Origin of the sequence: Bradyrhizobium ottawaense (assembly GCF_002278135.3) — a bacterium.
GTDB classification, from domain to species: Bacteria; Pseudomonadota; Alphaproteobacteria; order Rhizobiales; family Xanthobacteraceae; genus Bradyrhizobium; species Bradyrhizobium ottawaense.
Genome location: NZ_CP029425.2, coordinates 5,018,222 through 5,041,663, shown reverse-complemented (window position 1 = coordinate 5,041,663; position 23,442 = coordinate 5,018,222). Strand labels below are relative to the sequence as shown.

The window sequence follows — 23,442 nt, the reverse complement described above, 5'->3', positions numbered from 1 at the left end:
ACCTCTTTCGGTGCCACACGAGAAAAGGTGGTGGGTTACGCTGCGCTAACCCACCCTACGAGTTCCCCGAACCCGGACCGCCGATGGCCTTTTACGTCGTACAGTTTCTGACCGGTCTCGCCAGCGCGGCGTCGCTGTTCCTGGTGGCCTCGGGCCTGTCGATCATCTTCGGCGTGACGCGGATCGTGAATTTCGCGCATGGCGCCTTCTACATGATCGGCGCCTACATTGCCTTCACGCTGACGGAGCGCCTGTCGGGCGCATTTGGCTTCTGGGGCAGTATCGTGCTGGCCGCGATTGCCGTGGCGATGATCGGTGTGCTGGTCGAGATGGTGCTGCTCCGCCGCATCTATCACGCCCCCGAGCTGTTCCAGCTGCTTGCGACCTTCGGCCTGACCTTGATGGTCGAGGATCTCGTCGTCCTGATTTGGGGGCCCGACGATCTCGTCGGCCGTCGTGCGCCCGGATTCAAGGGGGCCATCGATTTCTTCGGCCAGAACATCCCGAGCTACGATCTGTTCCTGATCGTGCTCGGGCCCGTCGTGCTCGGCATTCTCTGGCTGCTGTTCCAGCGCACGCGCTGGGGCGTCCTGGTACGCGCGGCGACGCAGGACCGCGACATGGTCGCAGCGCTCGGCGTCAATCAGAAATGGCTGTTTACGTCGGTGTTCGCGGTCGGCGTCTTCCTCGCCGCGCTGGGCGGCGCGCTTCAGATCCCGCGGGATGCCGTGCATCACGCGATGGATCTGCGCATCATCGTCGAAGTCTTCGTCGTGGTCGTGATCGGCGGCCTCGGCAGCATCGTCGGCGCGTTCGTCGCGGCGGTGCTGGTCTCCGAGCTCAATGCCTTCGGCATCCTGATCTTCCCCAAGATTTCCATCATCCTGGTCTTCCTGGTGATGGCGGTGGTGCTGATCGTGCGACCCTGGGGTCTGTTCGGCAAACCGGAGGCGCCGGCGCGCAAGACGCCCGGTCTCACCGTCAATCCCTGGCGCCCGCTGACGTCGAACGAGCGGCTTGCAGCGCTTGCCGCGCTCGTGATCGCAGCGACGCTGCCGCTGTTCGCCGGCAACTATGCGCTGACCGTCGGCTCGGAGATCGCGATCTTCGTCATCTTTGCCGTCAGCCTCCACTTCCTGATGTCGGTCGGCGGGCTCGCGTCCTTCGGCCATGCCGCCTATTTCGGGCTCGGTGCCTACGGCGTCGCCTTCCTCGCCAAGATGGCGGGGTTGCCGATGATCGTGTGCCTGCTGCTCGGGCCGCTGCTCGGCTGCATGGGCGCGGCCGTGTTCGGCTTCTTCGCCGTGCAGCTCTCCGGCGTCTACTTTGCGATGCTGACGCTCGCTTTCGCGCAGATCGTGTGGTCGATCGCATTCCAGTGGGTGAGCGTCACCGGCGGTGACAACGGCATCTTGGGCGTTTGGCCGGAAAAATGGGCGGCTAGCCCGTCGCACTTCTATTGGCTGGCGCTCGGCGTTGCGGCGCTGGTGACCATCGCACTGCGGGCCATGGTATTCTCGCCATTCGGCTACGCGCTCCGCGCCACGCGCGACTCGCTCCTGCGTACGGAGGCGATCGGCATCAATGCCAAGCGCATCCAGTGGACCGCCTTCGTGATCGCAGGCACGACCGCCGGCATCGGCGGCGCGCTGTTCGCCTACCTCAAGGGCAGCGTCTTCCCTGACAATCTCGGCATCTCGCTCTCGGTCGATGCGCTGGTGATGGTGCTGCTCGGCGGTGTCGAGACGGTGTCCGGCGCGGTGATCGGCGCCATCGTCTACAAGGCCTTGAACATCTGGCTGGTCAGCCAGACCGATTTGTCGAAACTCGTGCTCGGCGGTTTCATCGTTCTGATCGTCGTCGTCTTCCCCAAGGGCATTGTCGGCATGCTGGAGATGCTGGCGCAGCGTCGCAGGAAGGCGTCGCCGCCGGGATCACCTCTGCTCGCCAAGCCGATCGAGTCTGCCGAATGAGTGTTGCACCCCCACTTCTTGCGGTCGAAGGTCTGACCAAATCCTATGGCGGCATCCATGCCGTGCGCGGCGTCGCGTTCTCGCTGCGCGCCGGCGAGATTTTGGCGCTGATCGGGCCGAACGGCGCCGGCAAGAGCACCTGCTTCGACATGCTCAACGGCCAGAACAAGCCTGATACCGGGCAAGTCCGTCTGCTCGGCGAAGAGACCACCGGGAAGAAGCCGCGCGAGATCTGGCGCATGGGTGTCGGGCGTACCTTCCAGATTACCGCGACCTTCGCCACCATGACCGTGCGCGAGAACGTGCAGGTCGCGCTGATCTCGCACGGGAGGCAGCTGTTCAATCTGTTCGGCTCGGCGCCGAAGTTCGACCGCGGCGAGGCCGGCCGTCTGCTCGAGCTGGTCGGCATGGGCGGCTATGCCGATCGGCCCTGCGGCGAGCTTGCCTATGGCGACCTCAAGCGGCTCGAGCTTGCGGTGGCGCTCGCCAACCAGCCCAAGCTGCTGTTGATGGACGAGCCGACCGCCGGCATGGCGCCGCGCGAACGCGTCGACCTGATGCGGCTGACCGCGAGCATCGCGCGGGAGAAATCGATCGGCGTGCTCTTCACCGAGCACGACATGGACGTGGTGTTCGAGCATGCCGACCGCATCATCGTGCTGAATCGAGGGACGCTGATCGCCGAGGGCACGCCGGCCGAGGTGCGCGGCAATCCGCAGGTGCAGGCGGTCTATCTCGGCGAGGGCCTGGTCTACGATGCCCGCCATCGCGACGGAGCATCAATATGAAGCTCACCGTCGAGGGCCTCAACAGCCATTATGGCCCGGCGCATATCCTGTTCGACATCGGCTTCGAGGTCGGCGAGGGCGAGGTGGTTGCGCTGCTCGGGCGCAACGGTGCCGGCAAGTCGACGACGTTTCGCTCGATCGTCGGCCTGGTCGCGCAACGAACCGGCCGCATCATGTTCGAGGGCAAGGACGTCTCGGCCAAGCCGACCCACGAGATCGTGCGCGAGGGGCTCGGCTATGTGCCGGAGGAGCGCCGGATATTCACCGACCTGACCGTCGAGGAAAATCTCGAAGTGGGCAAGCAGCCCAAGCGTCCGAACGCGCCGCATTGGACACGTGAAAAGCTGTTCGCGCTGTTTCCGAATCTCGGCGAGATGAAGAACCGTCCCGGCGGGCGCATGAGCGGCGGCGAGCAGCAGATGCTGACGATTGCGCGGACGCTGATGGGCAATCCGTCGCTGGTGCTGCTGGACGAGCCCTCGGAAGGTCTGTCGCCGAAGATCGTGGAGCAGATGGTCGACGCCATCCTGACCATGAAGAAGGAGGGCGTCAGCATCGTCGTCTCCGAGCAGAATCTGCATTTCGCGCGGCTGATTTCGGATCGCGCCTACATCATCGAGCGCGGCCGCATCTGCTTCGGCGGCACCATGGCCGAGCTCGATGCGCGTCCGGATATCCGCGACGCGCATCTGTCGTTGTGAACGCAAAGGGAGGGGCAGCGAGCGGATGGCGAGAAGCGTCACGGCCAAGAAGAGCGTCAAACCGGGAAAACCGCCTTACGTGCTCGACGAGCAGGTCGGTTTCATCCTGCGCCAGGTCTGGCAGCGCCACAGCTCGATCTTCTCCCGCGATATCGGCACCAATCTGACGCCGACGCAGTGGGCGGCATTGTCGAAACTCGCCGAGACCGGGCCGTGCTCGCAAAACCAGCTCGGCCGGCTGACGGCGATGGACGTCGCGACCATCAAGGGCGTGATCGATCGGCTCACGGCGCGCGGGTTGACCGAGACCAGCCAGGATCCCGAGGACGGTCGGCGGCTCCTTGTCAGCCTGACGCGCGCCGGTCAGCAGCTTTCGGAGAAGGTCGCGCCGAACGCGCTGGCCATCACCCGCGAGACGCTGGCGCCGCTCGAGCCCAGGGAGCGCGAGATGCTGATGGCGTTGTTGAACAAGCTGCGGTGAGGGTGCCGAAGACGGTCTCGTAGGGTGGGCAAAGGCGCGAAGCGCCGTGCCCACGACTTCTCAATGGTGGGCACGCTTCGCTTTGCCCACGCTACGGCAGTTGAACAAGGTGCGAGGACTGGCGACTAATCCCGATGAAGGGTCTGTCGAGGTCTTTATTCATGAGAGTCGCCACGAAATTTGTAATGCTCCTCACTCTCGGTGCGGCGCTGGCGGGCAGTGCGCCTGCCTTTGCCGCGCAGCCCTACGAAGGCTTCTGGGCGTCTACCAAAAAGGACTGCCGCGACGACGACAGCCCCAACCGCATGAGCATCGAAGGCGGCAACCGCCTCTACTGGTACGAGACGCGCTGCCGCGCCGGCGAGATCACCGCCGACGGAAAGCTCGGCTGGAAGATGAAGCTCGCCTGCGAAGGCGAGGGCGAGAAGTTTCGCTCCAATCCCCGGGTCTCCATCGCAACCGACGGCAAGCTGGTGATGGACAACGGACCGGTCGGGCAGGCCAAGCGCCAGACCTATGTGCGTTGCGAGATCGCGAAGAAGCGCTGATCTCGAACGCTTATGTCTTGCCTGGCCATTTGGCGCGGTAGCGGATTTCGCTGCCGTCGGCGAGCCGCCGCCAGGTCCCGAACTCCGGCGTATGCGGCGCCCGGGCCGTCAAGTCGATCGGGTAGGTTCGGCTCGGCTGGCCCTCGATATTGACGGCGAGCTGCCGGTGCGAGGTTCGAAACGCGAGCTCGACTTCGCCTGCGATGACGGGCTGGTCGCCGTCACGATAGAAGGCGGCCGGGGTCACTTCGCCCGGCATCGTGTTGAGGTTGGTCTGCAATTCGATGGTGATGCCCTGGGCTGATGTCGGCACCGTGACCCCGGCCGGAAAACGCACCTCGAATACGAGCAGGGGATTGCCGCCGTTCCGGTTGAGCCAGGGCGTCGCCGTCGCATAGGCGTAGGCGATGTAGAGGCCGATCCCGGCGACGCAGAGCAGGACGACGACGCCGAGGGACTTCAGGCTGTTGCGCCCGACGCTGCCATTGCCTGCGTCCTCGCCTGAACGCGTCACCAGCCAGTTGGCAAACACCGCGCCGGCGATCGCGCCGATGGGGGAGTAGACGAACAGTCCCAACAGACCCGAGGTGATCGGGTCCGCGCGGTTGCCGAAATCGAACAGGGAAAACAGCACAAAGATCGCGACATAGCCCGCCACCGCGCCAGCAACGCCGAGGGCTATTCGCGATGAGTTCTTCATGTCGATGGTCCAGCAATGAAATGCCGCCACCGGGGGCTGCCTGCGTTAGACGCAGCAGGTCGCAGACTTGTTCAACGCCATCGAGGGAGGTGCGGAGCAGTGTGCCGCTCCGGCTGCGTCACTTCGCCACCACCTCCGGCACCTTGCCCGCCGGCGGGGTGTTGCGGCTGCGTTGCGTCCGCACGATGCCGTCAATGATGGTCATGCCGATGCCCGGGAGATCGCCGAGCTGGACGCTCTCCAGGATGTTCTTGCCGGGCGAGTGCTGGGCCTTGTCCATGATGACGAAGTCGGCGGAACGTCCCACTTCAATGAGGCCGCAATCGAGTTCGCGCATCCGGGCGGTGTTGCCGGTGGCGAGACAAAAGGCGATCTCGGCCGGCAGCTCGCCGAGCGAGGACAGCATCGAGACCATGCGCAAAATGCCGAGCGGCTGCACGCCGGAGCCGGCGGGCGCGTCGGTGCCGAGGATGACCCGGTGCAGATCACCCATCTCGCGCGCGGTGCGCAGCGTGAACAGAGCGGAGCGCTCATTGCCGTTATGCACCAGCTCGAGACCGCGCTTGCAGCCCTCGCAGATGCAGCGGATCTGGTCGTCGGGAAGGGCGGTGTGGCCGCCATTGATGTGGCCGACCACGTCGGTGTCGGCCTCCAGCACGACGTCCTTGTCGATCAGGCCGGAGCCGGGGATCGAGGGGCCGCCGGTGTGGATGGTGCTCTGGATGCCGTATTTGCGTGCCCAGCCGACCATCTTGCGTGCGGTGGGACCGTCCTTGACGCCGCCGAGGCCGACCTCGCCGAGCAGCTTGACGCCGGCGGAGGCCAGCTCCTTGAAGTCCTCCTCGACCATCTCGCATTCGATCACCGGCGCGCCGGCGTGAACCTTCACGCCGCCCGGACGCAAGGTCCAGAACGCGCGCTGGGCGAAGATGGCCATCGCCTTCAGGCCGACGACGTCGCGGGGGCGGCCCGGCATGTGAACCTCGCCGGCCGAGATCATGGTGGTGACGCCGCCATGCAGATAGCTGTCGATCCAGTTGATCTGGTTCTGTCGCGGCGTCCAGTCGCCCGCAACGGGGTGGACGTGGCTGTCGATCAGGCCCGGCGCCACCGTGGTGCCCTGGGCGTCGACAATGGTGGTCGCGCCTTCGATGTCGACGTCCTTGAAGCGGCCGATCGCGGTGATCTTGCCGTTCTCGGCGACGATCGTGTCGCCATCCAGGATCGGCTTTTCCAGGGCGCCGGACAGGATCAGGCCGATGTTCCGGATCACGAGCTTCGAGGGTCCGGCGGCCTGGGGTGCGTCATGCGCCATGGAAGGGGCTCCTTATTCCTAACTGCAACGCTTTCGATCTTGGGCAGCCTTGACCGCGGGATCAAGCAGGATTATTCATTAGTATACGAATGATCGTGTACAAACGACGCATAGCTGCCCGCCTCGGAACCGCATTGGACGCGACAGGGAAGGTGAGATGAGCAATTTCAATCAGGAAAGTGTTTTGAGCGTCCACCACTGGACCGATACGCTGTTCTCCTTCAAGACCACCCGCAGCCCGACCTTCCGCTTCCGCAACGGCGAATTCACCATGATCGGGCTCAAGGTCGGGGAGAAGCCGCTGCTGCGGGCCTACAGCGTCGCCAGCGCCAATTACGAGGACACGCTCGAGTTCTTCTCGATCAAGGTGCCGGACGGTCCGCTGACCTCGCGGCTCCAGCATTTGAGGGAAGGCGACGAGATCATCGTCAGCCGCAAGGCCACGGGCACGCTGGTGATCGACAATTTGGAGGAGGGGCGCAACCTCTACCTCATCGGCACCGGCACGGGTCTTGCGCCGTTCCTGAGCGTGATCAAGGACCCCGAAACCTACGAGCGGTTCGAGAAGGTCGTGCTGCTGCACGGCTGCCGGCACGTCAAGGAGCTCGCCTATGGCGAGATGATCACCGAGACGCTGCCGAAGGACGAACTGATCGGCGAGTACATTCAGAATCAGCTGATCTACTATCCGACCGTGACGCGCGATCCCTTCCGCAACCGCGGCCGCATCACCGACCTCATCACCACGGGCAAGCTGTTCGCCGATATTGGCCTGCCGGTGCTGGAGGCTGCCCACGACCGCGTCATGATTTGCGGCAGCCCGGCACTGGTCGCTGATACGCGCGTGCTCCTGGGAGAGCGCGGCTTTGTCGAGGGCAATCACGGCGAGCCGGCCCAATTCGTGGTCGAAAAGGCCTTTGCCGAGCGCTAACACGCAATTCTTGCTTGAGAAGACCGCATTTTCGCCGCGTCGGGCCCGTTGCGGCGCCGATTCGGCGCTTGATACACTGTGGGAACGAATCAGCGGAGTTCCCACATGGTTGCGGACAGCGACAGCAACATCGCCTGGCACCGGGTCCAGTTGAAGAAGAACCGCGCCGAGTTGAAGGCGCTGGAGACCGCGCGCTTCACGATGGGTGAGATCGCCTCCTCGAAGCGGAACGGCCAGACCCAGAAGGCGATCGCGGAACTCAAGCGTAAGATCGCCCAGTCCGAGCGCGTGATCGCCGATCACGACAAGCGCACGCGCCGTCCGCTCGGCACCGACATGCAGAGCCTCAGCAACGGCAGCTGGAGCCATTGGGACGCCTATACCAACCAGCAGCAGCGCAAGACCGGCCAGCGCTCGCCCGGGCGTGGATAGGTCTTCGTCTCCTCGCGCCAGTTCCGACCCTTGCGCGTTGGCCCGCCCATACCATTTGGGTGAGACGCCAACAATCACTCCGGTGATCCCATGACAGCGCGCCTCGATTTCACAAGCGAGGCCTTCTTTCGTGATCCGCCCAAGGCGATCGCGGCGTTGCGCATGTCCGGTCCTCTCGTCGCGACGCGATTTCCCCTGGTCGGCAATGTCTGGATCACCACGACCCATGACGCGACGGCACAGGTGCTGAAAGACGGCGCCACCTTCACGCTGCGCAAGGAGGATGGCGACGTCGCGAGTCTGCGCTGGTGGATGCCGAGCTTCGTCAGGACCATCGCCAACAACATGCTGACGATGGACGAGCCAGATCACACGAGGCTCCGCAGCATCGTGGACGAGGCCTTTCGCCGTCGTGCCATCGTCGCGATGGAGCCGCGCATCCGTGCCATTGCCGACGGCTTGGCCGACGAGCTGTTCGCGGAGGGACGGCCAGCAGATCTGGTCCAGCGCTACGCGCGCATCCTGCCGCTCGCAGTGATCTCCGAGCTTCTGGGATTGCCTCTGGCCGACCGGCCCAAATTCATCGCCTGGGGCAACGCGATGTCCTCGCTGACGAATGTCGTCAGCTTCTTTCGATTGCTGTGGGCCTTTCGCAAGATGCGGGCCTACCTCGAGCAGCAATTGCAGGCCGCGCGCGTGCAGGGCGGTGAAGGCCTGATCGCCGAACTGGTCCAGGTCGAGCGCGAGGGTGCTCAGATCACGCCGGATGAAATGGTCTCGATGGTGTTTCTGCTGCTTGCAGCCGGCTCCGAGACGACCACGCATCTCATCAGCGGTTCCGCCTACGAGCTGCTCAGGAATCCCGGCCTTCACGATTGGCTGGAACAGGACTGGAGCCGCGCCGGGCTTGCGGTGGAAGAGTTCTTGCGTTTCGTCTCTCCGGTGCAATTTTCAAAACCGCGCTATGTGCGGCGGGACGTCGAGGTCGAAGGCGTGCGTTTGAAGAAGGGCGACCGTGTCATGGTGATGCTCGCCGCCGCAAACATGGATCCGGCGATGCATGATCGTCCCGAAAGCCTCGATCTCGAGCGCAAGCCGAACCGTCACCTCTCGTTCGGGACAGGAATCCATTTCTGCCTCGGCCATCAGCTGGCGCGCATCGAGGCGGCCTGCGCGCTGGAAGCGCTGTTCGTGCGCTGGCCGAAACTTGGTCTGGCCGTCGATCCCTCGCAGATCCATTGGCGCAAGCGGCCGGGGATTCGCATGATTGCGAAGCTTCCTGTCACGGCCGCGGTCCACGGAACATTTACCGCTGCGGCGCCGGCGATGGCTGATCGTTCTCCCGTTCGGGCGGAGTGAGGCTCTCTCTTCGGCAAATCGTCGCTGACCATGATCTGCTCGGAACAGCCTGTGGCGCTTGCTGTTGTCCACCGGGACCTGATGGCATGCGAAGGAACAGTTGCGTGTCCAGGGATTCCCATCTCTCAGAGAGGTTGGATCATGACCAGCAAAATGCCGAATGTTCCGCCGGACAATCAGAGCCGGAAGGGAACTGGCGACACTAAGCAAACGTCGGCCGATCAGACTCCGCGCGGCCAGCAGCGCGCGGAAAATCCGGACCAACAGGGCCAACAAGGCAACATCAAGCAGAACACGACCAATCAGGGACACCAGCAAGACCGTTGAGGAGGCGACATTCATGTCGACATCCACCAAGACACCCAGCAGCATTCGTCAGGGCGGCCCCGGGGCATCGCATGAGAACGCGAAGGCGCCGCTGGAGGTGAAGAAGCCGCCTGCGGACGATGAACAGCGAAGCCACAGCCGCGTCTCCGGTGGTGGAGGCGAGCAGGATTCCCATCACCGCCACGATGCGGCCGGCAAGGGCGGCGGCAGATAGACCACAGCGGCCGCCGCGACCGACGCCGGTGCAACGGGAGTACCGAGCTTTCAACGGGCGATCACTGCAAGAGGAGAGACTGATGCCAAGTGGGCACGGCAGCAAGACGCACTTCAGATCCGGCATGCATGGCAAGGGCGACGGCACCGGTGCATTGACCGAAGTGCCCAAGGACAAGATCGGCGATAACATGGTCCTGTCCAACCGCGACAAGGCCCAGCATTCGGACATTCGCGGCATGGACGGCAAGTCCATTCAGACCGAACAGTATCAGGATCATGCAGCCAACCGGCTCGACGAGACGCCGGAGACTGACGAGACCTGAGAGAGCCGTTCCTCCCGCTGAAACTTGCGGACCGGTCTTCAGCCGGTCCGCTTTTTTGTCGGCACGAGATCGCGCTCCCAGCCGAAGACGGAGCGGCCGTCGAGGTCGGGTGACGCCGCGCGCTCGCCGGCGATGTAGGTCTCGACCGACGGGCCGTGCGCGGTGCGTTCCAGCCGCCGTGCCTGATCATCTAGCCGCTTCATCGCCTGCATCTCTTCATCACGCCCGAGCTTGGCGTTCTGGATCGCGCCCTTCAGCACGCGGATGGTCTCGTCATAGACCTTGATCGGGACAGGGTAGGGATGCCGGTCCTTGCCGCCATGGGCGAGCGAGAAACGCGCGGGATCCCTGAAGCGATAGGGCGCGCCGTGCACGACCTCGGCGACCATCGCCAGCGAGCGCACGGTGCGCGCGCCGACGCCGGGCGTCAGCAGCAGCTCCGGGAAATCGACCGGGCCGCGTTCGGCGGCTGCGGCGAGGGTGCCGTGCAGGCGCCGCGCGAACACATCCTTCGGCCGGACATCGTGATGCGCGGGCATGATCAGATGCGGCAGCATGGCCTGCGCAGGCTCGGGCGCAGGCCCGGTGAGCCGCTCGAATTCAGTGAGGATTCGATCGGGGCCGAGATCGTTGAGGAGCTCGAGCTGCGCGCTCCGCGAGATATCGGCGCGGTGGTCGGTGAGATTGACGATCTCGCCTTGCTGCGGGCCGTCGATCGCGCTGTGCGGCGTATCGACAAAGCTCTTCAGCGCCTCGGAATGCCAGTGATAGCGGCGGGCCTGCCGCTTGTCGCCGTTCATGCCCTGCTGCACCACCGTCCATTTGCCGTCGGCGGTCACGAAGAAGCCGTGGAGATAGAGGTCGAAGCCGTCCTGCACGGCCGCGCTGTCGACCTTCGCCACCAGGCGGCTGGCGCGGGTGAGCTTTGCGCCGTCGAATCCAACGCGGTCGCCGAGCTGCATCAACTCGTCCGGCGTCTTGCGCGAATGCTGGCCGCGGCCGCCGCAGACATAGATGCCAAGCTCGTCCTGGAGCGGCCCGAGCCCGCGCTTCAGTGCGCCGATCACGGATGTCGTGATGCCGGAGGAGTGCCAGTCCATTCCCATCACGGCGCCGAATGACTGGAACCAGAATGGATGGGACAGCCGCTGGAGAAACGCATCGCGGCCGTAATGATGCACGATCGCCTGCGTGACGATCGATCCCAGCGAAGCCATGCGGCTCGCGAGCCACGGCGGAACCCGTCCGGTGTGCAAGGGAAGATCGGCGCTGCCGGTACGTCTGGTCATGGTGCTCACAAATTAGCGCAGTTCGGCGACGGTTGCATCTGCGGAATGCTGCGTTGCACGAGAGAGGGGAGCGAAGCCGGCCGGGAGGCGTTGAGCGGGCTATGCGAATGCAATGACGGGGACAATCGATGAATTTGCAGGCCCTGATGGCTGACATCGACAGGATGTTCGGCTGGATACCGTCGTGGTTTGTCGGCCTCGGCCTGGTTGTCGGCGCGATCTTGCTTGCGCTGTTCGTCTACCGGCTCGCCGTATGGCTGCTCGCGCGCGCCTTCGGAACCCGCCTTCCGCTCCTGAGCGTATTCATCGACCGCACCGCCGGCCCGGCCCAGCTGGCGCTTTGCCTGGCGGCCGTCGCATTGGTCCTGCCGCTTGCCCCGCTCGACGACATGATCCGCACGCCGCTGATGCGCCTGTTCGTCGTGGCCGTCATTGCCCTGATCGGCTGGATCTCGATCCGGATCGTGGACATGAGCGCGGCGCGCTATCTGCAGAATTTCCGCGACGTCAGCGAGAATTTCGTCGCGCGCAAGCACGTGACGCAAGTTCGCGTGTTCAAGCGCGTCACCGACACCATCATCGTCGTCATCACGGTGTCCACCGCGCTGATGACGTTCGATTCGGTGAGGCAATATGGCGTCAGCCTGTTCGCCTCCGCCGGCGCGGCCGGCATCATCGTCGGCCTTGCCGCCCGGCCGCTGCTCAGCAACCTGATCGCAGGCCTGCAGATCGCGATCACGCAGCCGATCCGCATCGAGGATGCCGTGATCATCGAGAACGAATGGGGCTGGGTGGAGGATATCGCCTCGACTTATGTCGTGATCCGGCTGTGGGACTGGCGCCGCATGGTGGTGCCGTTGTCCTATTTCATCGAGAAGCCGTTCCAGAACTGGACCCGCGACACCGCATCCCTGATCGGCGTGATCGCGCTCCACGTCGACTATCGTGCCGACGTCCCGCGCATCCGGCGTTGGCTGGAGGACGCCGTGAAACAGTCCAAGCTCTGGGATGGTGCCGTGGTCAATCTCCAGGTGATCGACGCGGACTCGCGGACCATCGAGCTCCGCGCGCTGGTCAGCGCGAGAAACGCGCCGCAGTCGTGGGACCTGCGCTGCGAGATCAGGGAAAAGCTCGTGGCCTTCATCCGCGACGAGATGCCGGAGGCGCTGCCGCGCGAGCGCGCGATCCTGATCCCGTCGACCGACGATGATGCCGATTTCCTACGGCCCGTTACGCCGGAGAAGATGCGGGCGAGGGCCCACAACTGAACAGGCCCTTGTTGCTGAGCCGAGGCTTGCTACGCGCGCGAAGTCCTGACCGCGCCGCGCAAGGCCGCCTGCTGCTGCTCACTGCGCGCGGATGTTGGCCGCCTTCAGCACCGGCTCCCATTTGGTTGCCTCGGCGTGCATGTAGGCGTCAAACTCCTTGGCAGAGGAGCCGACCGGAGCGGCGCCGATCTTGCCGAGCGTCGACAGCACGTTCGGGTCCTGAAGCGCTGCCTTCAGATCGGTTTCGAGCTTCGCCACGATCTCCGGCGGCATTTTTGCCGGACCAAGCACGCCCCACCACACCGAAACGTCGTAACCGGCGACGCCGGATTCTGCGACGGTCGGGACGTCAGGTAGCGCCTTGGAGCGTTCGGCCGAGGTCACCGCGAGTGCGCGCACCGGACCGCCTTCGAGCTGACCGATCGCTTCCGCAAGCGGATTGATGCTGAGCGGGATTTCGCCTGCGATCACGGCGGTCAGCGCCGGCGCGCCGCCCTTGTAGGGGATCGCGACGATTTTGCTGCCGGATATGTGTTTCAACAGTTCGCCGGCCAGATGCGCCGAGGTGCCATTGCCGGACATGCCGTAGGAGAGCTTGTCCGGCTCCTTCTTCGCCCCAGCGAGGAGATCTCCGAGCGTCTTGTAGGGGCTGTCCTTGGCCACGACGATCGCGAGCGGTGAGGAGGCGACTTCGGTGATTGCGGTAAAATCCCTAAACGTGTCGTAGGGCACGCTCGGATAGATGAACTGGTTGAGCGGATGGCCGCTCGCGACCAGGATCAGCGTGTAGCCGTCGGGCGCGGCCTGTGTCAGCGCCTGCGAGGCGACGATCCCGCCGGCGCCTGGACGATTGTCGACCACCGGCTGCTGCCCCCAAGACTTGGCCAGCGCCTGGCCCAGCGTGCGCGCGAGCACATCGACCGCGCCGCCGGCCGCGTAGGGAACGAGGATGTGAACCGGCTTGCTCGGATAATTGTCGGCGGCCTGCGCGGCGCTGCCCGCCAGCAGCAAACCGGCGCCCAGCATCAATCCGCCGATTGTCTTGTTCAAACCCAGCATTTTCCCAGCACTCCTTGCGGGCGCGCATCCTTGCATCGGTCTTCGAGTCGTCTGGATGCCGCCATGGTTTTTGTTGACGAGACCTGATCTTTTGTACGATAGTACAAATCACATGGTACGCAAGCCCACCAGCAAGGAAACGGCCCGCAAGCCGAACATGCGCGAGGCGATCCTCGCCGCGGCCGAGGAGCTGTTCGCCACCAACGGCTTCAATGCCGTCTCGGTGCGCGACATCGCGCAGGCTGCCGGAGCCAATCCAGGCAGCGTCACCTATCATTTCAAGACCAAGGACGGCCTGCTGCTGGAGATCTACCGCCGCCATTGCGGGCCGATGAATTTGCGCCGTTCGGAACTGCTCGCCGCCGCGAGGCGCGTGCGTGATCTCCAGGACCGGCTGGAGGCGGTGGTGCGCGCCTATGTCGTGCCGGCTTTCACCTCAGGCAGCGATCTTGCCGGCGGCGGCGCGCGCTTCACGCGGCTGCGCGCCGTGATGTCGGCCGAAGGCAACGAGGTCGCGCGAAAAATCATCGCGCAGACATTTGACGACACCAGCCACGCCTTCATCGATGCGATCCACGAGAGCCTGCCGCACATTCCGCGCACCGACATCGTCTGGCGCAGTCACTTCCTGCTAGGCGCACTTTATTACTCGCTGGTGACGCCCGATCGCGTCTCGCGCCTGTCGCGCGGCGAAGCCGGTGGCGGCGATGCCGCCAGCGCTATCGAGCAGCTGGTGCAGGCCACGGTTGCCTCCTTCCAGGCGCCGCCGCTCGATCATGTCGCGCCGTCGCGGCGGCGGCCGGTCGTCGGCAGCAGGACTTGAAAGAAGCCGTCTCGCTCGACGGTTGAAGTGATGACGATGATGTACACGCCCACCATTCCGCCGCCCGATCCGAACACGCGCACGCCCAAGTTCAAGCTGCCGAAGCTGTCATGCGACGCGCATTGCCACATCTTCGGTCCCGGTGCGAAATACCCTTATGCGCCTGACCGGTCCTACACGCCGCCGGACGCGCCGCTGGAGGATTTCAGGGCGTTGCATGCCAAGCTCGGCGTGGAGCGTGCGGTCATCGTCAATGCCAGCGTGCACGGCACCGACAACAGTGTGGCGCTTGATGCGATCGCTGAGAGCAACGGCGCCTACCGTGCGGTCGCCAATATCGACGACAGCATCACCGAGCGCGAGCTCCGTGTGCTGCACGAAGGTGGCTTCCGCGGCTGCCGCTTCAATTTCGTCCGCCATCTCGGCGGCGTGCCCGACAAGCGCGTGTTCGACCGTATCATCGCGATGGTCACGCCGCTTGGCTGGCACATCGACCTGCATTTCGATGCGATCGATTTGCCTGAATATGCCGACATGCTGACCAGGCTGCCGCTCAGCTACACCATCGACCATATGGGCCGTGTGAAGGCGGCGCAGGGGCTCGATCAGCTTCCGTTCAGGATCCTGATCGAGCTGATGCAGCGCGACGAGAAATGCTGGGTCAAGATCTGCGGCTCGGAGCGGGTGTCCTCCAGCGGTCCGCCCTTTACCGATGCGGTGCCGTTCGCGCGAAAGATCGTCGAGACCGCGCCGGATCGCGTCATCTGGGGCACCGACTGGCCGCATCCCAACGTCAAGGTGATGCCGAATGACGGCGACCTCGTCGACCTGATTCCGCTGTTCGCGCCCGAACCCGAGTTCCAGCAGAAGATCCTTGTCGACAATCCGGCGCGCCTGTTCGAGTTCGACCGATGACCGTGCTTGCAATCGACAAGCCGCGCGGGCGGCCCTGGTGGAGGGAGCTCTGGATCCAGGTGCTCATCGCCATGGCCGCCGGCATCGCGCTTGGGATCGCCAGTCCCGAGGCGGGCGCCAAGATGCAGCCGCTGGGGGATGCCTTCATCAAGGCGATCCGGATGCTGATCGCGCCGATCATCTTCTGCACCGTCGTGCACGGCATCGCCCATATGGCCGACATGGCGCGGGTCGGGCGCGTCGCCGTGAAGGCGATCGTCTATTTCGAGATCATGACCACGATCGCGCTGATCATCGGTCTCATCGCGATCAACCTGCTCAAGCCCGGCGTCGGCATGAACATCGATCCCGCCAGCATCAATGCCAGCGCGATCGAGCCTTATGTCAAGCAGACCAGCGTCATTGGCTTCGTGCCGTTCCTGATGAACATCGTGCCCGCGACGTTCATCGGCGCCTTTGCCGAAGGCAACATCCTCCAGGTGCTGTTCATCTCGGTCCTTTGCGGCTTTGCGCTGGTGCAGCTCGGCGAACGGGCCGCGCCGCTGGTCCATCTGATCGACATCGCTGCGAAAATGGTGTTCGCCGTCGTCGGTTTCGTGATGTGGGCGGCGCCGATCGGTGCCTTCGGTGCCATCGCCTTTACGGTCGGCAAGTTCGGCGTGGGATCGCTGGCCTCGCTCGGCAAGCTGCTCGGAGACTTCTATCTCACCTGTGTGGTCTTCATCGTCGTGGCGCTCGGCCCGGTGGCGCGGCTCTGCGGCTTCTCATTGCTCAAGCTGATCCGCTACATCTGGGAAGAGCTGCTGATCTGCATAGCCACGACATCGTCGGAGACGGTGCTGCCGCGGATGCTGACCAAGCTGGAGAAAGCGGGCTGCGAGAAGAGCGTGGTCGGGCTCGTCATCCCGACGGGCTATTCCTTCAATCTCGACGGCACCTGCCTCTACCTCGCGGCGGCCTCGGTGTTCCTGGCGCAGGCAACCAACACGCCGTTCGGGCTGGCCGATCAGATCGAGCTCTTGCTGATCCTGCTGGTGACCTCCAAGGGGGCGGCGGGGATTGCCGGCGCCGCCTTCGTCGTGCTGGCGGCGACGCTGTCGGCGACCGGCACCATCCCGGTGACGAGCGTTGCGCTGGTGCTCGGCATCCATCGCCTGATGTCGCAGGGCTTGACGCCGACCAACCTGATCGGAAACGCGGTCGCGACCATCGCGATTGCCAAATGGGAAGGCGCGCTCGACGGCGAGCGCCTGAGGCGCGTGCTCGACGGCGAGGAACAAGTGGCCGCTGCAATCTGATGAAGTGGCTTCCGGCGTGACGCAGGCGGCCTATGATGGTTACGAACAAGAGAGGGGAGTTTCTCCCATGAAGACAGGTCTGGTCATCACCGCCCATCCCGGCGATTTCGTCTGGCGCGCCGGCGGCGCGATCGCGCTGCATGCGAAGAAGGGCTATCGCATGAAGATCGTCTGCATGTCCTTTGGCGAGCGCGGCGAGAGCCAGTTCGCCTGGAAGGAGAAGGGCGCGACGCTGGAATCGGTAAAGGCCGGCCGCAAGGACGAAGCGGAGCGCGCGGCAAAACTGCTCGGCGCGGAGATCGAGTTCTTCGATTGCGGCGATTATCCTCTCAAGCTCACCGAGGCGCATTTCGACCGCATGGTCGACATCTATCGCGAGCTTAATCCCAGTTTCGTGCTGACCCACGCGCTGGAAGACCCCTATAATTTCGACCATCCCAACGCGGCGCATTTCGCGCAGGAGACCCGCGTGGTCGCGCAGGCGATGGGTCACAAGCCCGGCGCGCAGTACAAATATTCGGCGCCGCCGGTGTTCCTGTTCGAGCCGCATCAGCCAGAGCAGTGCAATTACAAGCCGGATCTGCTCCTCAAGATCGACGAGGTCTGGAAGGAGAAGTACGAGGCGTTCCAGATTCTCGCTGCGCAAAAACACCTCTGGGGCTATTACGAGCGGGTCGCGCTCAACCGTGGTATTCAGGGCAGCCGCAACACCGGCGTGCCCATGACTTATGGCGAGGCCTATCAGCGCCTGTTCCCGACGGTTGCGGAGGAGCTGGCATGAAGCCGGTCGTCGTTCGCAACATTGAGCGGGCCGATCCCGCCGACATGGCCGAGTACGGTGTTTCGACCGTGCACGAGGCTTACGGCCGCATCGGCCTGATGAAGCCCTATCTGCGCCCGGTCTGGTCTGGTGCGTCGATTGCGGGGCCCGCCGTCACGGTGCTGGCGCAGCCCGGCGACAATTGGATGATCCATGTCGCGGTCGAGCAGTGCAAAAAGGGCGACATCCTCGTCGTCGGCTGCACCACCGACAATACCGACGGCATGTTCGGCGAATTGCTGGCGACCTCGCTGCAGGCACGTGGCGTGCAGGGGTTGATCATCGATGCCGGTTGCCGCGACGTCAAAGCGCTGCACGAGATGGAGTTTCCGGTGTGGTCGCGTGCGGTGTCGGCCAAGGGCACAGTCAAGGCGACGCTCGGCTCGGTCAACGTCTCCGTCGTTTGCGCCGGCGTCAATGTCGACCCCGGCGATATCGTCGTCGCCGATGACGATGGCGTCGTGGTGGTCCCGAAGCGCTATGCCGCCGAGGTCGCCGAGAAGGCGAGGAAGCGCAACGCGGACGAGGGCGGCAAGCGCACGCGCCTTGCCTCGGGCGAACTGGGCCTCGACATGTACGGCATGCGCGAAGCGCTGGCGAAGGCCGGGCTCGTCTATGTCGACAATACCGAGGATGTCTAGAGCAACGGTGGGAGCGGGTGGATGGATCGTCTCAAGCTGAAGGCCGTGCTCGGTAGCCACCCCCACGTGCAGGCGGTGAAGGGCGGCGAACTCCGCTCCGATCTTTTCGATCTCGACTTCATCGCGTACACGCCGACCAACACCGCGTTCAAGCCGATGGTGCGGGAGCAGGCCTTCGAGGTCTGCGAGATGGCGATCGTCACCTATCTGATGGCGAAGGCGCACGGCAAGCCGCTGGTGCTGCTGCCGGCGACCATGCTCGGGCGCTTCCAGCATTCCTATGCGCTGTACAATCCCGCACGGGGAATGCTCGGGCCGTCCGATCTCGAAGGCAAGCGCGTCGGCATCCGCTCGTTCACGACCACGACCGGCGCCTGGATCAGGGGCATCCTCGCCAACGACTATGGCGTCAATCTCGACACGATCCGCTGGATCACCTTCGAGGATCCGCACGTGGCCGAATATGTCGACACCACCGAGCGCGCCCCGAAGGACAAGAAGATCCTGCAGATGCTGCTCGACGGTGAGCTCGACGCCGTCCTCGGCGAGACCTGTGACAATCCCAAGCTGAAGCCGCTCTTCTCCGATCCAGCCGCGGAGGCCGCCAGATGGTACGCGAGGCGCGGCGTCGTCCCGGTCAATCACCTCGTGGTCGTGACCGAGCAACTTGCGAAATCGCGGCCCGACGTCGTTGTAGGCGTTTATGATCTGCTCAAGCGGAACAAGGAGCAGGCGGGAGCAGTGGCAACGCCTGACCTTGTCCCGTTCGGGATCGAGGCCAACCGGAAGCCGCTGGAGCTGATCGTCGACTACGCATTCCAGCAGGCGCTGATCCCGCGCCGCTATGCTGTCGAGGAGCTGTTCGACGAGACGACACGAGGATTGAACTGATGGTGGATCCGAAACGATGGCAGATCGGGCTGGTTGGGCTACGGCGAAGTCGGCAAAATCTTGGCCGAGGATTTGCGCCAGCAGGACATCAAGGTCTCGGCTTATGACATCAAGCTCGGGGGCGAGCAGGGCGCGCCGCTGAAGGAGCATGCGGCGAAACACGGTGTGGCGCTTGCGGCCTCGCACGCCGAGTTGACGGCGAAATCGGACTTCATCATCTCCGCGGTCACCGCCAGCCAGGCCGTGCCGGTGGCGAAGGCCTGCGCCGCTGCGATCAACCAGGGTAACTGGTTCCTTGATTTCAATTCGGCCTCTCCGGGCGCCAAGCAGCGCGCTGCTGCGCTGATCGACGGCGGAGGCGGCCGCTATGTCGAGGGTGCGGTGATGACCTCGGTGCCGCCGTATCGCATCAAGGTGCCGCTGCTGCTCGGCGGCCCCGGCGCGAGAGAGATCGAGCCGCTGCTCAACACCATCGGCTTTGCCGCCAAGGTCGCGAGCGACAAGCTCGGCGTGTCCTCCGCGGTGAAGATGTGCCGCAGCATCTTGATCAAGGGCCTGGAGGCGATGGTCATCGAGAGTTTTACGACCGCGCGTGCCTATGGGGTCGAGGATGCGGTGTTGGCCTCGCTCGCGGAGACGTTCCCCGGGATCAACTGGGAGAAGCAGGGCGCCTATTTCTTCCAGCGCGTGATCGAGCACGGTCGCCGGCGCGCCGAGGAGGTGCGTGAGGTCGCCGAGACCGTGCGTGAGGCGGGACTGACACCATGGTCCGCGCAGGGCACGGCAGAGCGTCAGGCCTGGGTGGCTGACCTTGCTGATGAAGGTCTGTTCGGCGTCAGGGGCACGGCGGAGTTCGCGCGCAGCGCTGATTGGCGTACCGAGGCAGATCGAATCCTGAGCAAGATCAAACGCTGACGCCGAACGCGTGGGTTGAGCTCAAAACCCTGTCGCTGTCGCGATAGTTCGAGATTTCGTCACGGGCGAGCTCGATCAGGTCGACCAGGCGCTTGGCCTCGCGGACGACTTGCTCCTTGGCGGGCGCGGTGCGGAACTCGGTGAGAATCATGCGGATGCACTTGTCGGCGGTATCCAGCGTCCAGAGCGCGCGGGTCATGTCGTCCTGCGTGTGGATCGCCGAGATATCGAGGCCAGATAGGACTTCGCCAATACCATTCAGTCGCTTGACGGCGGTTTCAGCCGGCGAGTTGGCCCGAATGGAGCGATAATCGATGCTACTGAATGCGCTGAACATATACATACTTCCCCACTGAACAGCTCGTTCAGTGCGTCCCCTTAGTATGATCCGGACGACCCGTTGCGCAATGCGCACAGCTACGGTCCGGGATTCTACCGGGCTCGGATCTGGGGACGTATCGGCCGTGAATCGGTACGAAACGGTCCGACGATCAGCCCTGTTCCCGACGATTTTACCGTTGGAGATTCGACCGGAAACGCGTTCAGGCCCCAGGCCGGAACAGAGTGGGCCGCTGCCGTGCAAACGTCTGTCGGCCCTCCTTGAAGCCCATCATGACGTCGGGCAGCTCGGCGATGGCGAAGCGGCTGTCTTGCGTATCAAGCACGATGAGATCGGCGGGATTGCCGACCTTGATGCCGTAATCGTCGAGGTTCATCAGCCGCGCGGGCAGCTCGGTCACGAGATCGAGGCAGGTGTCGAAATCCCCGACCGAAGCGTGTGCGACATTGGCGTAGAAGTTCGCCATCCGCAGCAATGAGGCGTCGCCAAACGGGGTGAAGGGATTGAGGACGTTGTTGGTCGCGACCGAGCAAACCACGCCGTCGCCCGCGAGCTTGTGGGCGAGGGTCAGCCCGCGCGGAGCGTTGTGGGTGGCTTCGCGCCCCATGAGATAGAGATCGGTCGCGGGCAGCACGGTGACGGCGACGCCGGCTCTTGCCAGTTGTGCGGTGGCAGCCTTCATCCGTTCGGGCGGCAATGCCGAGAGCTTTGTCGCATGGCCGATCGCGACCCGTCCATGATAGTTGCGCCGCTCGGTCTGGCGGCAGACCTCGTCGAGATGCCACCAGGAGGGATCGAGATCGAAATCCAGATGGAGGTCGACGTCGACGTCGAATTCCTGGGCGAGGTCGAAGATGCGCGCAACATGCGCGGTCGGATCGGTGTCGGTATAGGGACAGCCGCCGATCGTCTCGCCGCCGTCGCGTAGCGCCCGGACCAGCAGCTCCTCGGCTCCGGGATCGTTGGTGAGCCCCTCCTGCGGGAACACGCAGAGCGACAGGTCGAGGGCCCACGCATAGTCGCGCTTCAGCGCCTTCACCGCCTCGAAGCTGCGCAGGCCGATCCGCGGATCGATTTCCACATGCGTGCGCATGTGCGTCGTGCCGTGCACGATCGCGCGTTCGAGCACCTTGGCGCCGCGGGCGTAGACGTCCTCGACGGTGAAGTCGCGTTTCATCGCCGATACGGCTCGGATGGCGTCACTGAGACTGCCGTGATCGTGGCCGCAGCGGTCGAGCAGGCAGGCCTTGTCGAGATGGATGTGGGTGTCGACGAAGCCGGGCAGGGCGAGGTGACCGCCGATATCGACCTCGACCGCTTCGCAGGCGAGCTTTGGCGCGATTGCGGCGATCCGGCCGGCTTTCACGCCGATGTCGACGGGCGCGGCGGATGACCGCAACAGCGCGTTACGGAAGATCAGGTCGAAGGCGGGCTGGGTGATCATGGTTCTTACGGACGGAATTTCGAGCAATCAGCGGGGATCGGCGGCTCCAGATTGTCGGCAGTGTAGCGAGGCAAATGTTCAAAATATATGCATGGATTCCGTGACCGTGGCGGTAGTATCTCGCGAACCGGGGAGAGCCTGCCATGTCCGTTGCCGCCAGAGCCGAAACTGCTCATTTGTCCGACGCCGCGATCGTGGAGGCCTATCTCACGGCATCGATGATTCCCGATCCCGACGCTGCGGCGACCTATATGGCGCCGGGCACCGTGATCACCTTCACCGGCGGGCGCGAGTTCGATCATCCGCGCGGCCCGACCGGCTTCAACGCCAAGCGCTACCGCTGGGTCAAGAAGAAGATGGACCGGTTCGACGTCTGCCCCGGCGACGGCGAGACCGTGGTTTACAGCGTCGGCACGCTCTACGGCGAATGGAAGGATGGGACCCCGTTCGAGGGCAACCGTTACGTCGACCGCTTCGTTGTGCGCAATGGCAAGATCACCAGGATGGATGTCTGGAACGATAGCGCCGAGCGCATCCTGGTCCAGCGCGGCATCGACGCGTAAGGTCCGTCACGCCACAGGCGGAGCCGAACGGCCGCTCGTCATATCGAAAGCTGCGATAGCTGATAGGCGCTAGCCTGTCTGGCGGCCGTCGCGCCCCTGCGCTATCAAGTTCCGCGATTGCGCCCGGCATGGAGGCGCGAGCCCCCTCTAGGAGCAGCCGATGCGTCTACCCACCGTTATCCTGGCCCTCACATGTCTTGCCGGCGCAGCCTCAGCCGAAGATCTGTCGGGCACGCTCCAGAAGGTCAAGGAGACCAAGAAGATCACCCTGGGCTATCAGGAGGCCTCGGTCCCGTTCAGCTATCTGGACGGCGACCAGAAGCCGGTCGGTTTTGCCATGGAGATCTGCCTGAGGATCGTCGATGCCGTGAAGAAGCAGCTGGGCATGCCCGACATCGCCGTCGACACGCTCGCGGTGACCTCGTCGAACCGGATCCCGCTGATGGTCAACGGCACGCTCGACCTGCACTGCTCCGCGACCACCAACAACGCCGATCGCCAGAAGCAGGTCGCCTTCACCAACACGCATTTCCTCAGTGCGACCCGATTTGCAGCCAAGAAGGCCACGAAGATCAACACCATCGACGATCTCAAGGGCAAGGCGGTCACGGCCGTGGCCGGCTCGGTCAACCTGACGCAGCTCGCCAAGGTCAATACGGAACGCAATCTCGGCATCAGCCTGATGCCGGCGAAGGACCAGGCCGAGGCCTTCCTGCTCTTGGAAACCGACCGCGCCCAGGCCTACGCACTCGACGACGTGCAACTCGCGGTCGCGATCGCGCGCTCGAAGGAGCCGCAAGCCTTCATGATCAGCGAGGAGGCGTTCTCCAAGCCGGAGCCCTACGGCATCATGCTGCGGCGGGAGGATGCGCCGTTCAAGGCGCTCGCCGACCGTGCGACTGCGGAGCTCTATGCAAGCCCGGAGATCGAGGTGCTCTACAAGAAATGGCTGCAGTCCCCGACGCCGCCGAACGGCCTCAACTACAACGTCCCGATGTCGCCCGCCCTGCGCAACGCCTTCAAGAAACCGAGCTGGAGCGCAGATCCGGACGTGTATCTGGCGAACTGAGGCGAGGGCGCCG

The 23,442-nt window shown here is 64.3% G+C and carries 26 protein-coding genes and 1 pseudogene; 21 read left to right on the top strand and 6 right to left on the bottom strand.

Translation table 11 applies throughout. The annotated features are described in order from the left end of the window. The first annotated feature begins 83 nt into the window (after positions 1-83). From CIT37_RS24280 to CIT37_RS24260, 5 genes are all read left to right on the top strand, one after another. Entirely contained in the window at positions 84-1,973 is a 1,890-nt protein-coding gene (locus CIT37_RS24280) for an ABC transporter permease (protein ID WP_028145238.1), read from the top strand. Then, on the top strand, positions 1,970-2,761 hold the full coding sequence (locus CIT37_RS24275) for an ABC transporter ATP-binding protein (RefSeq protein WP_028145237.1): 792 nt from the start codon (positions 1,970-1,972) through the stop codon (positions 2,759-2,761). Before CIT37_RS24280 ends, CIT37_RS24275 begins: the two co-directional genes overlap by 4 nt. Beyond that, on the top strand, positions 2,758-3,462 hold the full coding sequence (locus tag CIT37_RS24270; protein ID WP_018320974.1) for an ABC transporter ATP-binding protein: 705 nt from the start codon (positions 2,758-2,760) through the stop codon (positions 3,460-3,462). The genes CIT37_RS24275 and CIT37_RS24270 overlap by 4 nt, the downstream gene beginning before the upstream one ends. Before the next feature lie 25 nt (positions 3,463-3,487). Next, positions 3,488-3,943 (top strand): MarR family winged helix-turn-helix transcriptional regulator, encoded by a 456-nt coding sequence (locus CIT37_RS24265; protein WP_028145235.1) that lies wholly within the window; start codon positions 3,488-3,490, stop codon positions 3,941-3,943. A gap of 161 nt (positions 3,944-4,104) precedes the next feature. Continuing rightward, the gene (locus CIT37_RS24260) at positions 4,105-4,491 is read left to right on the top strand and encodes a hypothetical protein (protein ID WP_038946331.1); all 387 of its coding nucleotides are present in this window, start codon (positions 4,105-4,107) and stop codon (positions 4,489-4,491) included. 10 nt (positions 4,492-4,501) lie between these two features. On the opposite strand, the gene CIT37_RS24255 is transcribed toward CIT37_RS24260, so the two are convergent. Together CIT37_RS24255 and CIT37_RS24250 are read right to left on the bottom strand one after the other, a co-directional pair. Next, positions 4,502-5,191: a hypothetical protein gene (locus CIT37_RS24255; RefSeq protein WP_038946332.1), complete on the bottom strand. Its 690-nt coding sequence runs from the start codon at positions 5,189-5,191 to the stop codon at positions 4,502-4,504. Positions 5,192-5,309: 118 nt separating this feature from the next. Then, positions 5,310-6,506, bottom strand: a complete 1,197-nt coding sequence (locus CIT37_RS24250; RefSeq protein WP_028145232.1) for an amidohydrolase family protein — start codon at positions 6,504-6,506, stop codon at positions 5,310-5,312. Between the two features lie 157 nt (positions 6,507-6,663). Here CIT37_RS24250 and CIT37_RS24245 point away from each other — a divergent pair, with 157 nt between their 5' ends. The 6 genes from CIT37_RS24245 to CIT37_RS24220 all read left to right on the top strand — a co-directional run bounded on the left by CIT37_RS24245 (position 6,664) and on the right by CIT37_RS24220 (position 10,094). Further along, the gene (locus tag CIT37_RS24245; RefSeq protein WP_091954151.1) at positions 6,664-7,437 is read left to right on the top strand and encodes a ferredoxin--NADP reductase; all 774 of its coding nucleotides are present in this window, start codon (positions 6,664-6,666) and stop codon (positions 7,435-7,437) included. Between the two features lie 105 nt (positions 7,438-7,542). Beyond that, positions 7,543-7,869, top strand: a complete 327-nt coding sequence (locus CIT37_RS24240; RefSeq protein WP_018320980.1) for a hypothetical protein — start codon at positions 7,543-7,545, stop codon at positions 7,867-7,869. A gap of 90 nt (positions 7,870-7,959) precedes the next feature. Continuing rightward, a complete protein-coding gene (locus CIT37_RS24235; protein ID WP_095425885.1) occupies positions 7,960-9,228 on the top strand; it encodes a cytochrome P450 in 1,269 nt (422 codons plus the stop codon). Positions 9,229-9,369: 141 nt separating this feature from the next. Then, positions 9,370-9,555 carry a hypothetical protein gene (locus CIT37_RS24230; RefSeq protein ID WP_028145228.1) on the top strand — a complete coding sequence of 62 codons (186 nt, stop codon included), beginning with the start codon at positions 9,370-9,372 and terminating at the stop codon, positions 9,553-9,555. Positions 9,556-9,568: 13 nt separating this feature from the next. After that, entirely contained in the window at positions 9,569-9,769 is a 201-nt protein-coding gene (locus CIT37_RS24225; RefSeq protein ID WP_028145227.1) for a hypothetical protein, read from the top strand. Between the two features lie 82 nt (positions 9,770-9,851). Continuing rightward, positions 9,852-10,094, top strand: a complete 243-nt coding sequence (locus CIT37_RS24220) for a hypothetical protein (RefSeq protein WP_028145226.1) — start codon at positions 9,852-9,854, stop codon at positions 10,092-10,094. 38 nt (positions 10,095-10,132) lie between these two features. On the opposite strand, the gene CIT37_RS24215 is transcribed toward CIT37_RS24220, so the two are convergent. After that, positions 10,133-11,383 (bottom strand): DUF763 domain-containing protein, encoded by a 1,251-nt coding sequence (locus CIT37_RS24215; RefSeq protein ID WP_038946340.1) that lies wholly within the window; start codon positions 11,381-11,383, stop codon positions 10,133-10,135. 128 nt (positions 11,384-11,511) lie between these two features. Between CIT37_RS24215 and CIT37_RS24210 the strand changes: the two genes are divergently transcribed. After that, positions 11,512-12,651 (top strand): mechanosensitive ion channel family protein, encoded by a 1,140-nt coding sequence (locus CIT37_RS24210; RefSeq protein WP_028145224.1) that lies wholly within the window; start codon positions 11,512-11,514, stop codon positions 12,649-12,651. Between the two features lie 78 nt (positions 12,652-12,729). On the opposite strand, the gene CIT37_RS24205 is transcribed toward CIT37_RS24210, so the two are convergent. Next, positions 12,730-13,710: a tripartite tricarboxylate transporter substrate binding protein gene (locus tag CIT37_RS24205; RefSeq protein ID WP_095425886.1), complete on the bottom strand. Its 981-nt coding sequence runs from the start codon at positions 13,708-13,710 to the stop codon at positions 12,730-12,732. A gap of 112 nt (positions 13,711-13,822) precedes the next feature. Here CIT37_RS24205 and CIT37_RS24200 point away from each other — a divergent pair, with 112 nt between their 5' ends. The 7 genes and pseudogenes from CIT37_RS24200 (at position 13,823) to CIT37_RS24170 (ending at position 20,013) form a co-directional block, all read left to right on the top strand. Further along, the gene (locus tag CIT37_RS24200) at positions 13,823-14,533 is read left to right on the top strand and encodes a TetR/AcrR family transcriptional regulator (protein ID WP_095425887.1); all 711 of its coding nucleotides are present in this window, start codon (positions 13,823-13,825) and stop codon (positions 14,531-14,533) included. Between the two features lie 30 nt (positions 14,534-14,563). Beyond that, a complete protein-coding gene (locus CIT37_RS24195; protein ID WP_028145221.1) occupies positions 14,564-15,448 on the top strand; it encodes an amidohydrolase family protein in 885 nt (294 codons plus the stop codon). Next, positions 15,445-16,746 (top strand): C4-dicarboxylate transporter DctA, encoded by a 1,302-nt coding sequence (gene dctA, locus CIT37_RS24190; protein ID WP_095425888.1) that lies wholly within the window; start codon positions 15,445-15,447, stop codon positions 16,744-16,746. The genes CIT37_RS24195 and dctA overlap by 4 nt, the downstream gene beginning before the upstream one ends. A 67-nt stretch (positions 16,747-16,813) precedes the next feature. After that, a complete protein-coding gene (locus tag CIT37_RS24185) occupies positions 16,814-17,527 on the top strand; it encodes a PIG-L deacetylase family protein (protein ID WP_027517331.1) in 714 nt (237 codons plus the stop codon). After that, positions 17,524-18,207, top strand: a complete 684-nt coding sequence (locus CIT37_RS24180; RefSeq protein ID WP_095425889.1) for a 4-carboxy-4-hydroxy-2-oxoadipate aldolase/oxaloacetate decarboxylase — start codon at positions 17,524-17,526, stop codon at positions 18,205-18,207. Before CIT37_RS24185 ends, CIT37_RS24180 begins: the two co-directional genes overlap by 4 nt. A gap of 21 nt (positions 18,208-18,228) precedes the next feature. After that, complete coding sequence (locus CIT37_RS24175) at positions 18,229-19,098, top strand: substrate-binding domain-containing protein (protein WP_038946346.1); 870 nt, start codon at positions 18,229-18,231, stop codon at positions 19,096-19,098. After that, a pseudogene (locus CIT37_RS24170) lies at positions 19,098-20,013 on the top strand (DUF1932 domain-containing protein). Before CIT37_RS24175 ends, CIT37_RS24170 begins: the two are co-directional and overlap by 1 nt. Here the strand turns inward: CIT37_RS24170 and CIT37_RS24165 are convergent. Together CIT37_RS24165 and CIT37_RS24160 are read right to left on the bottom strand one after the other, a co-directional pair. Beyond that, positions 20,003-20,350 carry a hypothetical protein gene (locus tag CIT37_RS24165; RefSeq protein WP_038970964.1) on the bottom strand — a complete coding sequence of 116 codons (348 nt, stop codon included), beginning with the start codon at positions 20,348-20,350 and terminating at the stop codon, positions 20,003-20,005. The pseudogene CIT37_RS24170 and the gene CIT37_RS24165 overlap by 11 nt on opposite strands. A 205-nt stretch (positions 20,351-20,555) precedes the next feature. Then, on the bottom strand, positions 20,556-21,797 hold the full coding sequence (locus tag CIT37_RS24160) for an amidohydrolase family protein (RefSeq protein ID WP_038946351.1): 1,242 nt from the start codon (positions 21,795-21,797) through the stop codon (positions 20,556-20,558). Positions 21,798-21,940: 143 nt separating this feature from the next. Here CIT37_RS24160 and CIT37_RS24155 point away from each other — a divergent pair, with 143 nt between their 5' ends. Both CIT37_RS24155 and CIT37_RS24150 read left to right on the top strand, forming a co-directional pair. After that, positions 21,941-22,360: a nuclear transport factor 2 family protein gene (locus CIT37_RS24155; RefSeq protein WP_038946352.1), complete on the top strand. Its 420-nt coding sequence runs from the start codon at positions 21,941-21,943 to the stop codon at positions 22,358-22,360. A 160-nt stretch (positions 22,361-22,520) separates the two neighbouring features. Continuing rightward, entirely contained in the window at positions 22,521-23,429 is a 909-nt protein-coding gene (locus tag CIT37_RS24150; protein ID WP_038946353.1) for an amino acid ABC transporter substrate-binding protein, read from the top strand. The last annotated feature ends 13 nt before the right edge of the window (positions 23,430-23,442 follow it).

Coding starts and splice junctions, on each gene's coding strand:
- CIT37_RS24280 (WP_028145238.1), top strand. CDS start 84: ATGGCCTTTTACGTCGTACAGTTTCTGACCGGTCTCGCCAGCGCGGCG.
- CIT37_RS24275 (WP_028145237.1), top strand. CDS start 1,970: ATGAGTGTTGCACCCCCACTTCTTGCGGTCGAAGGTCTGACCAAATCC.
- CIT37_RS24270 (WP_018320974.1), top strand. CDS start 2,758: ATGAAGCTCACCGTCGAGGGCCTCAACAGCCATTATGGCCCGGCGCAT.
- CIT37_RS24265 (WP_028145235.1), top strand. CDS start 3,488: ATGGCGAGAAGCGTCACGGCCAAGAAGAGCGTCAAACCGGGAAAACCG.
- CIT37_RS24260 (WP_038946331.1), top strand. CDS start 4,105: ATGAGAGTCGCCACGAAATTTGTAATGCTCCTCACTCTCGGTGCGGCG.
- CIT37_RS24255 (WP_038946332.1), bottom strand. CDS start 5,191: ATGAAGAACTCATCGCGAATAGCCCTCGGCGTTGCTGGCGCGGTGGCG.
- CIT37_RS24250 (WP_028145232.1), bottom strand. CDS start 6,506: ATGGCGCATGACGCACCCCAGGCCGCCGGACCCTCGAAGCTCGTGATC.
- CIT37_RS24245 (WP_091954151.1), top strand. CDS start 6,664: ATGAGCAATTTCAATCAGGAAAGTGTTTTGAGCGTCCACCACTGGACC.
- CIT37_RS24240 (WP_018320980.1), top strand. CDS start 7,543: ATGGTTGCGGACAGCGACAGCAACATCGCCTGGCACCGGGTCCAGTTG.
- CIT37_RS24235 (WP_095425885.1), top strand. CDS start 7,960: ATGACAGCGCGCCTCGATTTCACAAGCGAGGCCTTCTTTCGTGATCCG.
- CIT37_RS24230 (WP_028145228.1), top strand. CDS start 9,370: ATGACCAGCAAAATGCCGAATGTTCCGCCGGACAATCAGAGCCGGAAG.
- CIT37_RS24225 (WP_028145227.1), top strand. CDS start 9,569: ATGTCGACATCCACCAAGACACCCAGCAGCATTCGTCAGGGCGGCCCC.
- CIT37_RS24220 (WP_028145226.1), top strand. CDS start 9,852: ATGCCAAGTGGGCACGGCAGCAAGACGCACTTCAGATCCGGCATGCAT.
- CIT37_RS24215 (WP_038946340.1), bottom strand. CDS start 11,383: ATGACCAGACGTACCGGCAGCGCCGATCTTCCCTTGCACACCGGACGG.
- CIT37_RS24210 (WP_028145224.1), top strand. CDS start 11,512: ATGAATTTGCAGGCCCTGATGGCTGACATCGACAGGATGTTCGGCTGG.
- CIT37_RS24205 (WP_095425886.1), bottom strand. CDS start 13,710: ATGCTGGGTTTGAACAAGACAATCGGCGGATTGATGCTGGGCGCCGGT.
- CIT37_RS24200 (WP_095425887.1), top strand. CDS start 13,823: ATGGTACGCAAGCCCACCAGCAAGGAAACGGCCCGCAAGCCGAACATG.
- CIT37_RS24195 (WP_028145221.1), top strand. CDS start 14,564: ATGACGATGATGTACACGCCCACCATTCCGCCGCCCGATCCGAACACG.
- dctA (WP_095425888.1), top strand. CDS start 15,445: ATGACCGTGCTTGCAATCGACAAGCCGCGCGGGCGGCCCTGGTGGAGG.
- CIT37_RS24185 (WP_027517331.1), top strand. CDS start 16,814: ATGAAGACAGGTCTGGTCATCACCGCCCATCCCGGCGATTTCGTCTGG.
- CIT37_RS24180 (WP_095425889.1), top strand. CDS start 17,524: ATGAAGCCGGTCGTCGTTCGCAACATTGAGCGGGCCGATCCCGCCGAC.
- CIT37_RS24175 (WP_038946346.1), top strand. CDS start 18,229: ATGGATCGTCTCAAGCTGAAGGCCGTGCTCGGTAGCCACCCCCACGTG.
- CIT37_RS24165 (WP_038970964.1), bottom strand. CDS start 20,350: ATGTTCAGCGCATTCAGTAGCATCGATTATCGCTCCATTCGGGCCAAC.
- CIT37_RS24160 (WP_038946351.1), bottom strand. CDS start 21,797: ATGATCACCCAGCCCGCCTTCGACCTGATCTTCCGTAACGCGCTGTTG.
- CIT37_RS24155 (WP_038946352.1), top strand. CDS start 21,941: ATGTCCGTTGCCGCCAGAGCCGAAACTGCTCATTTGTCCGACGCCGCG.
- CIT37_RS24150 (WP_038946353.1), top strand. CDS start 22,521: ATGCGTCTACCCACCGTTATCCTGGCCCTCACATGTCTTGCCGGCGCA.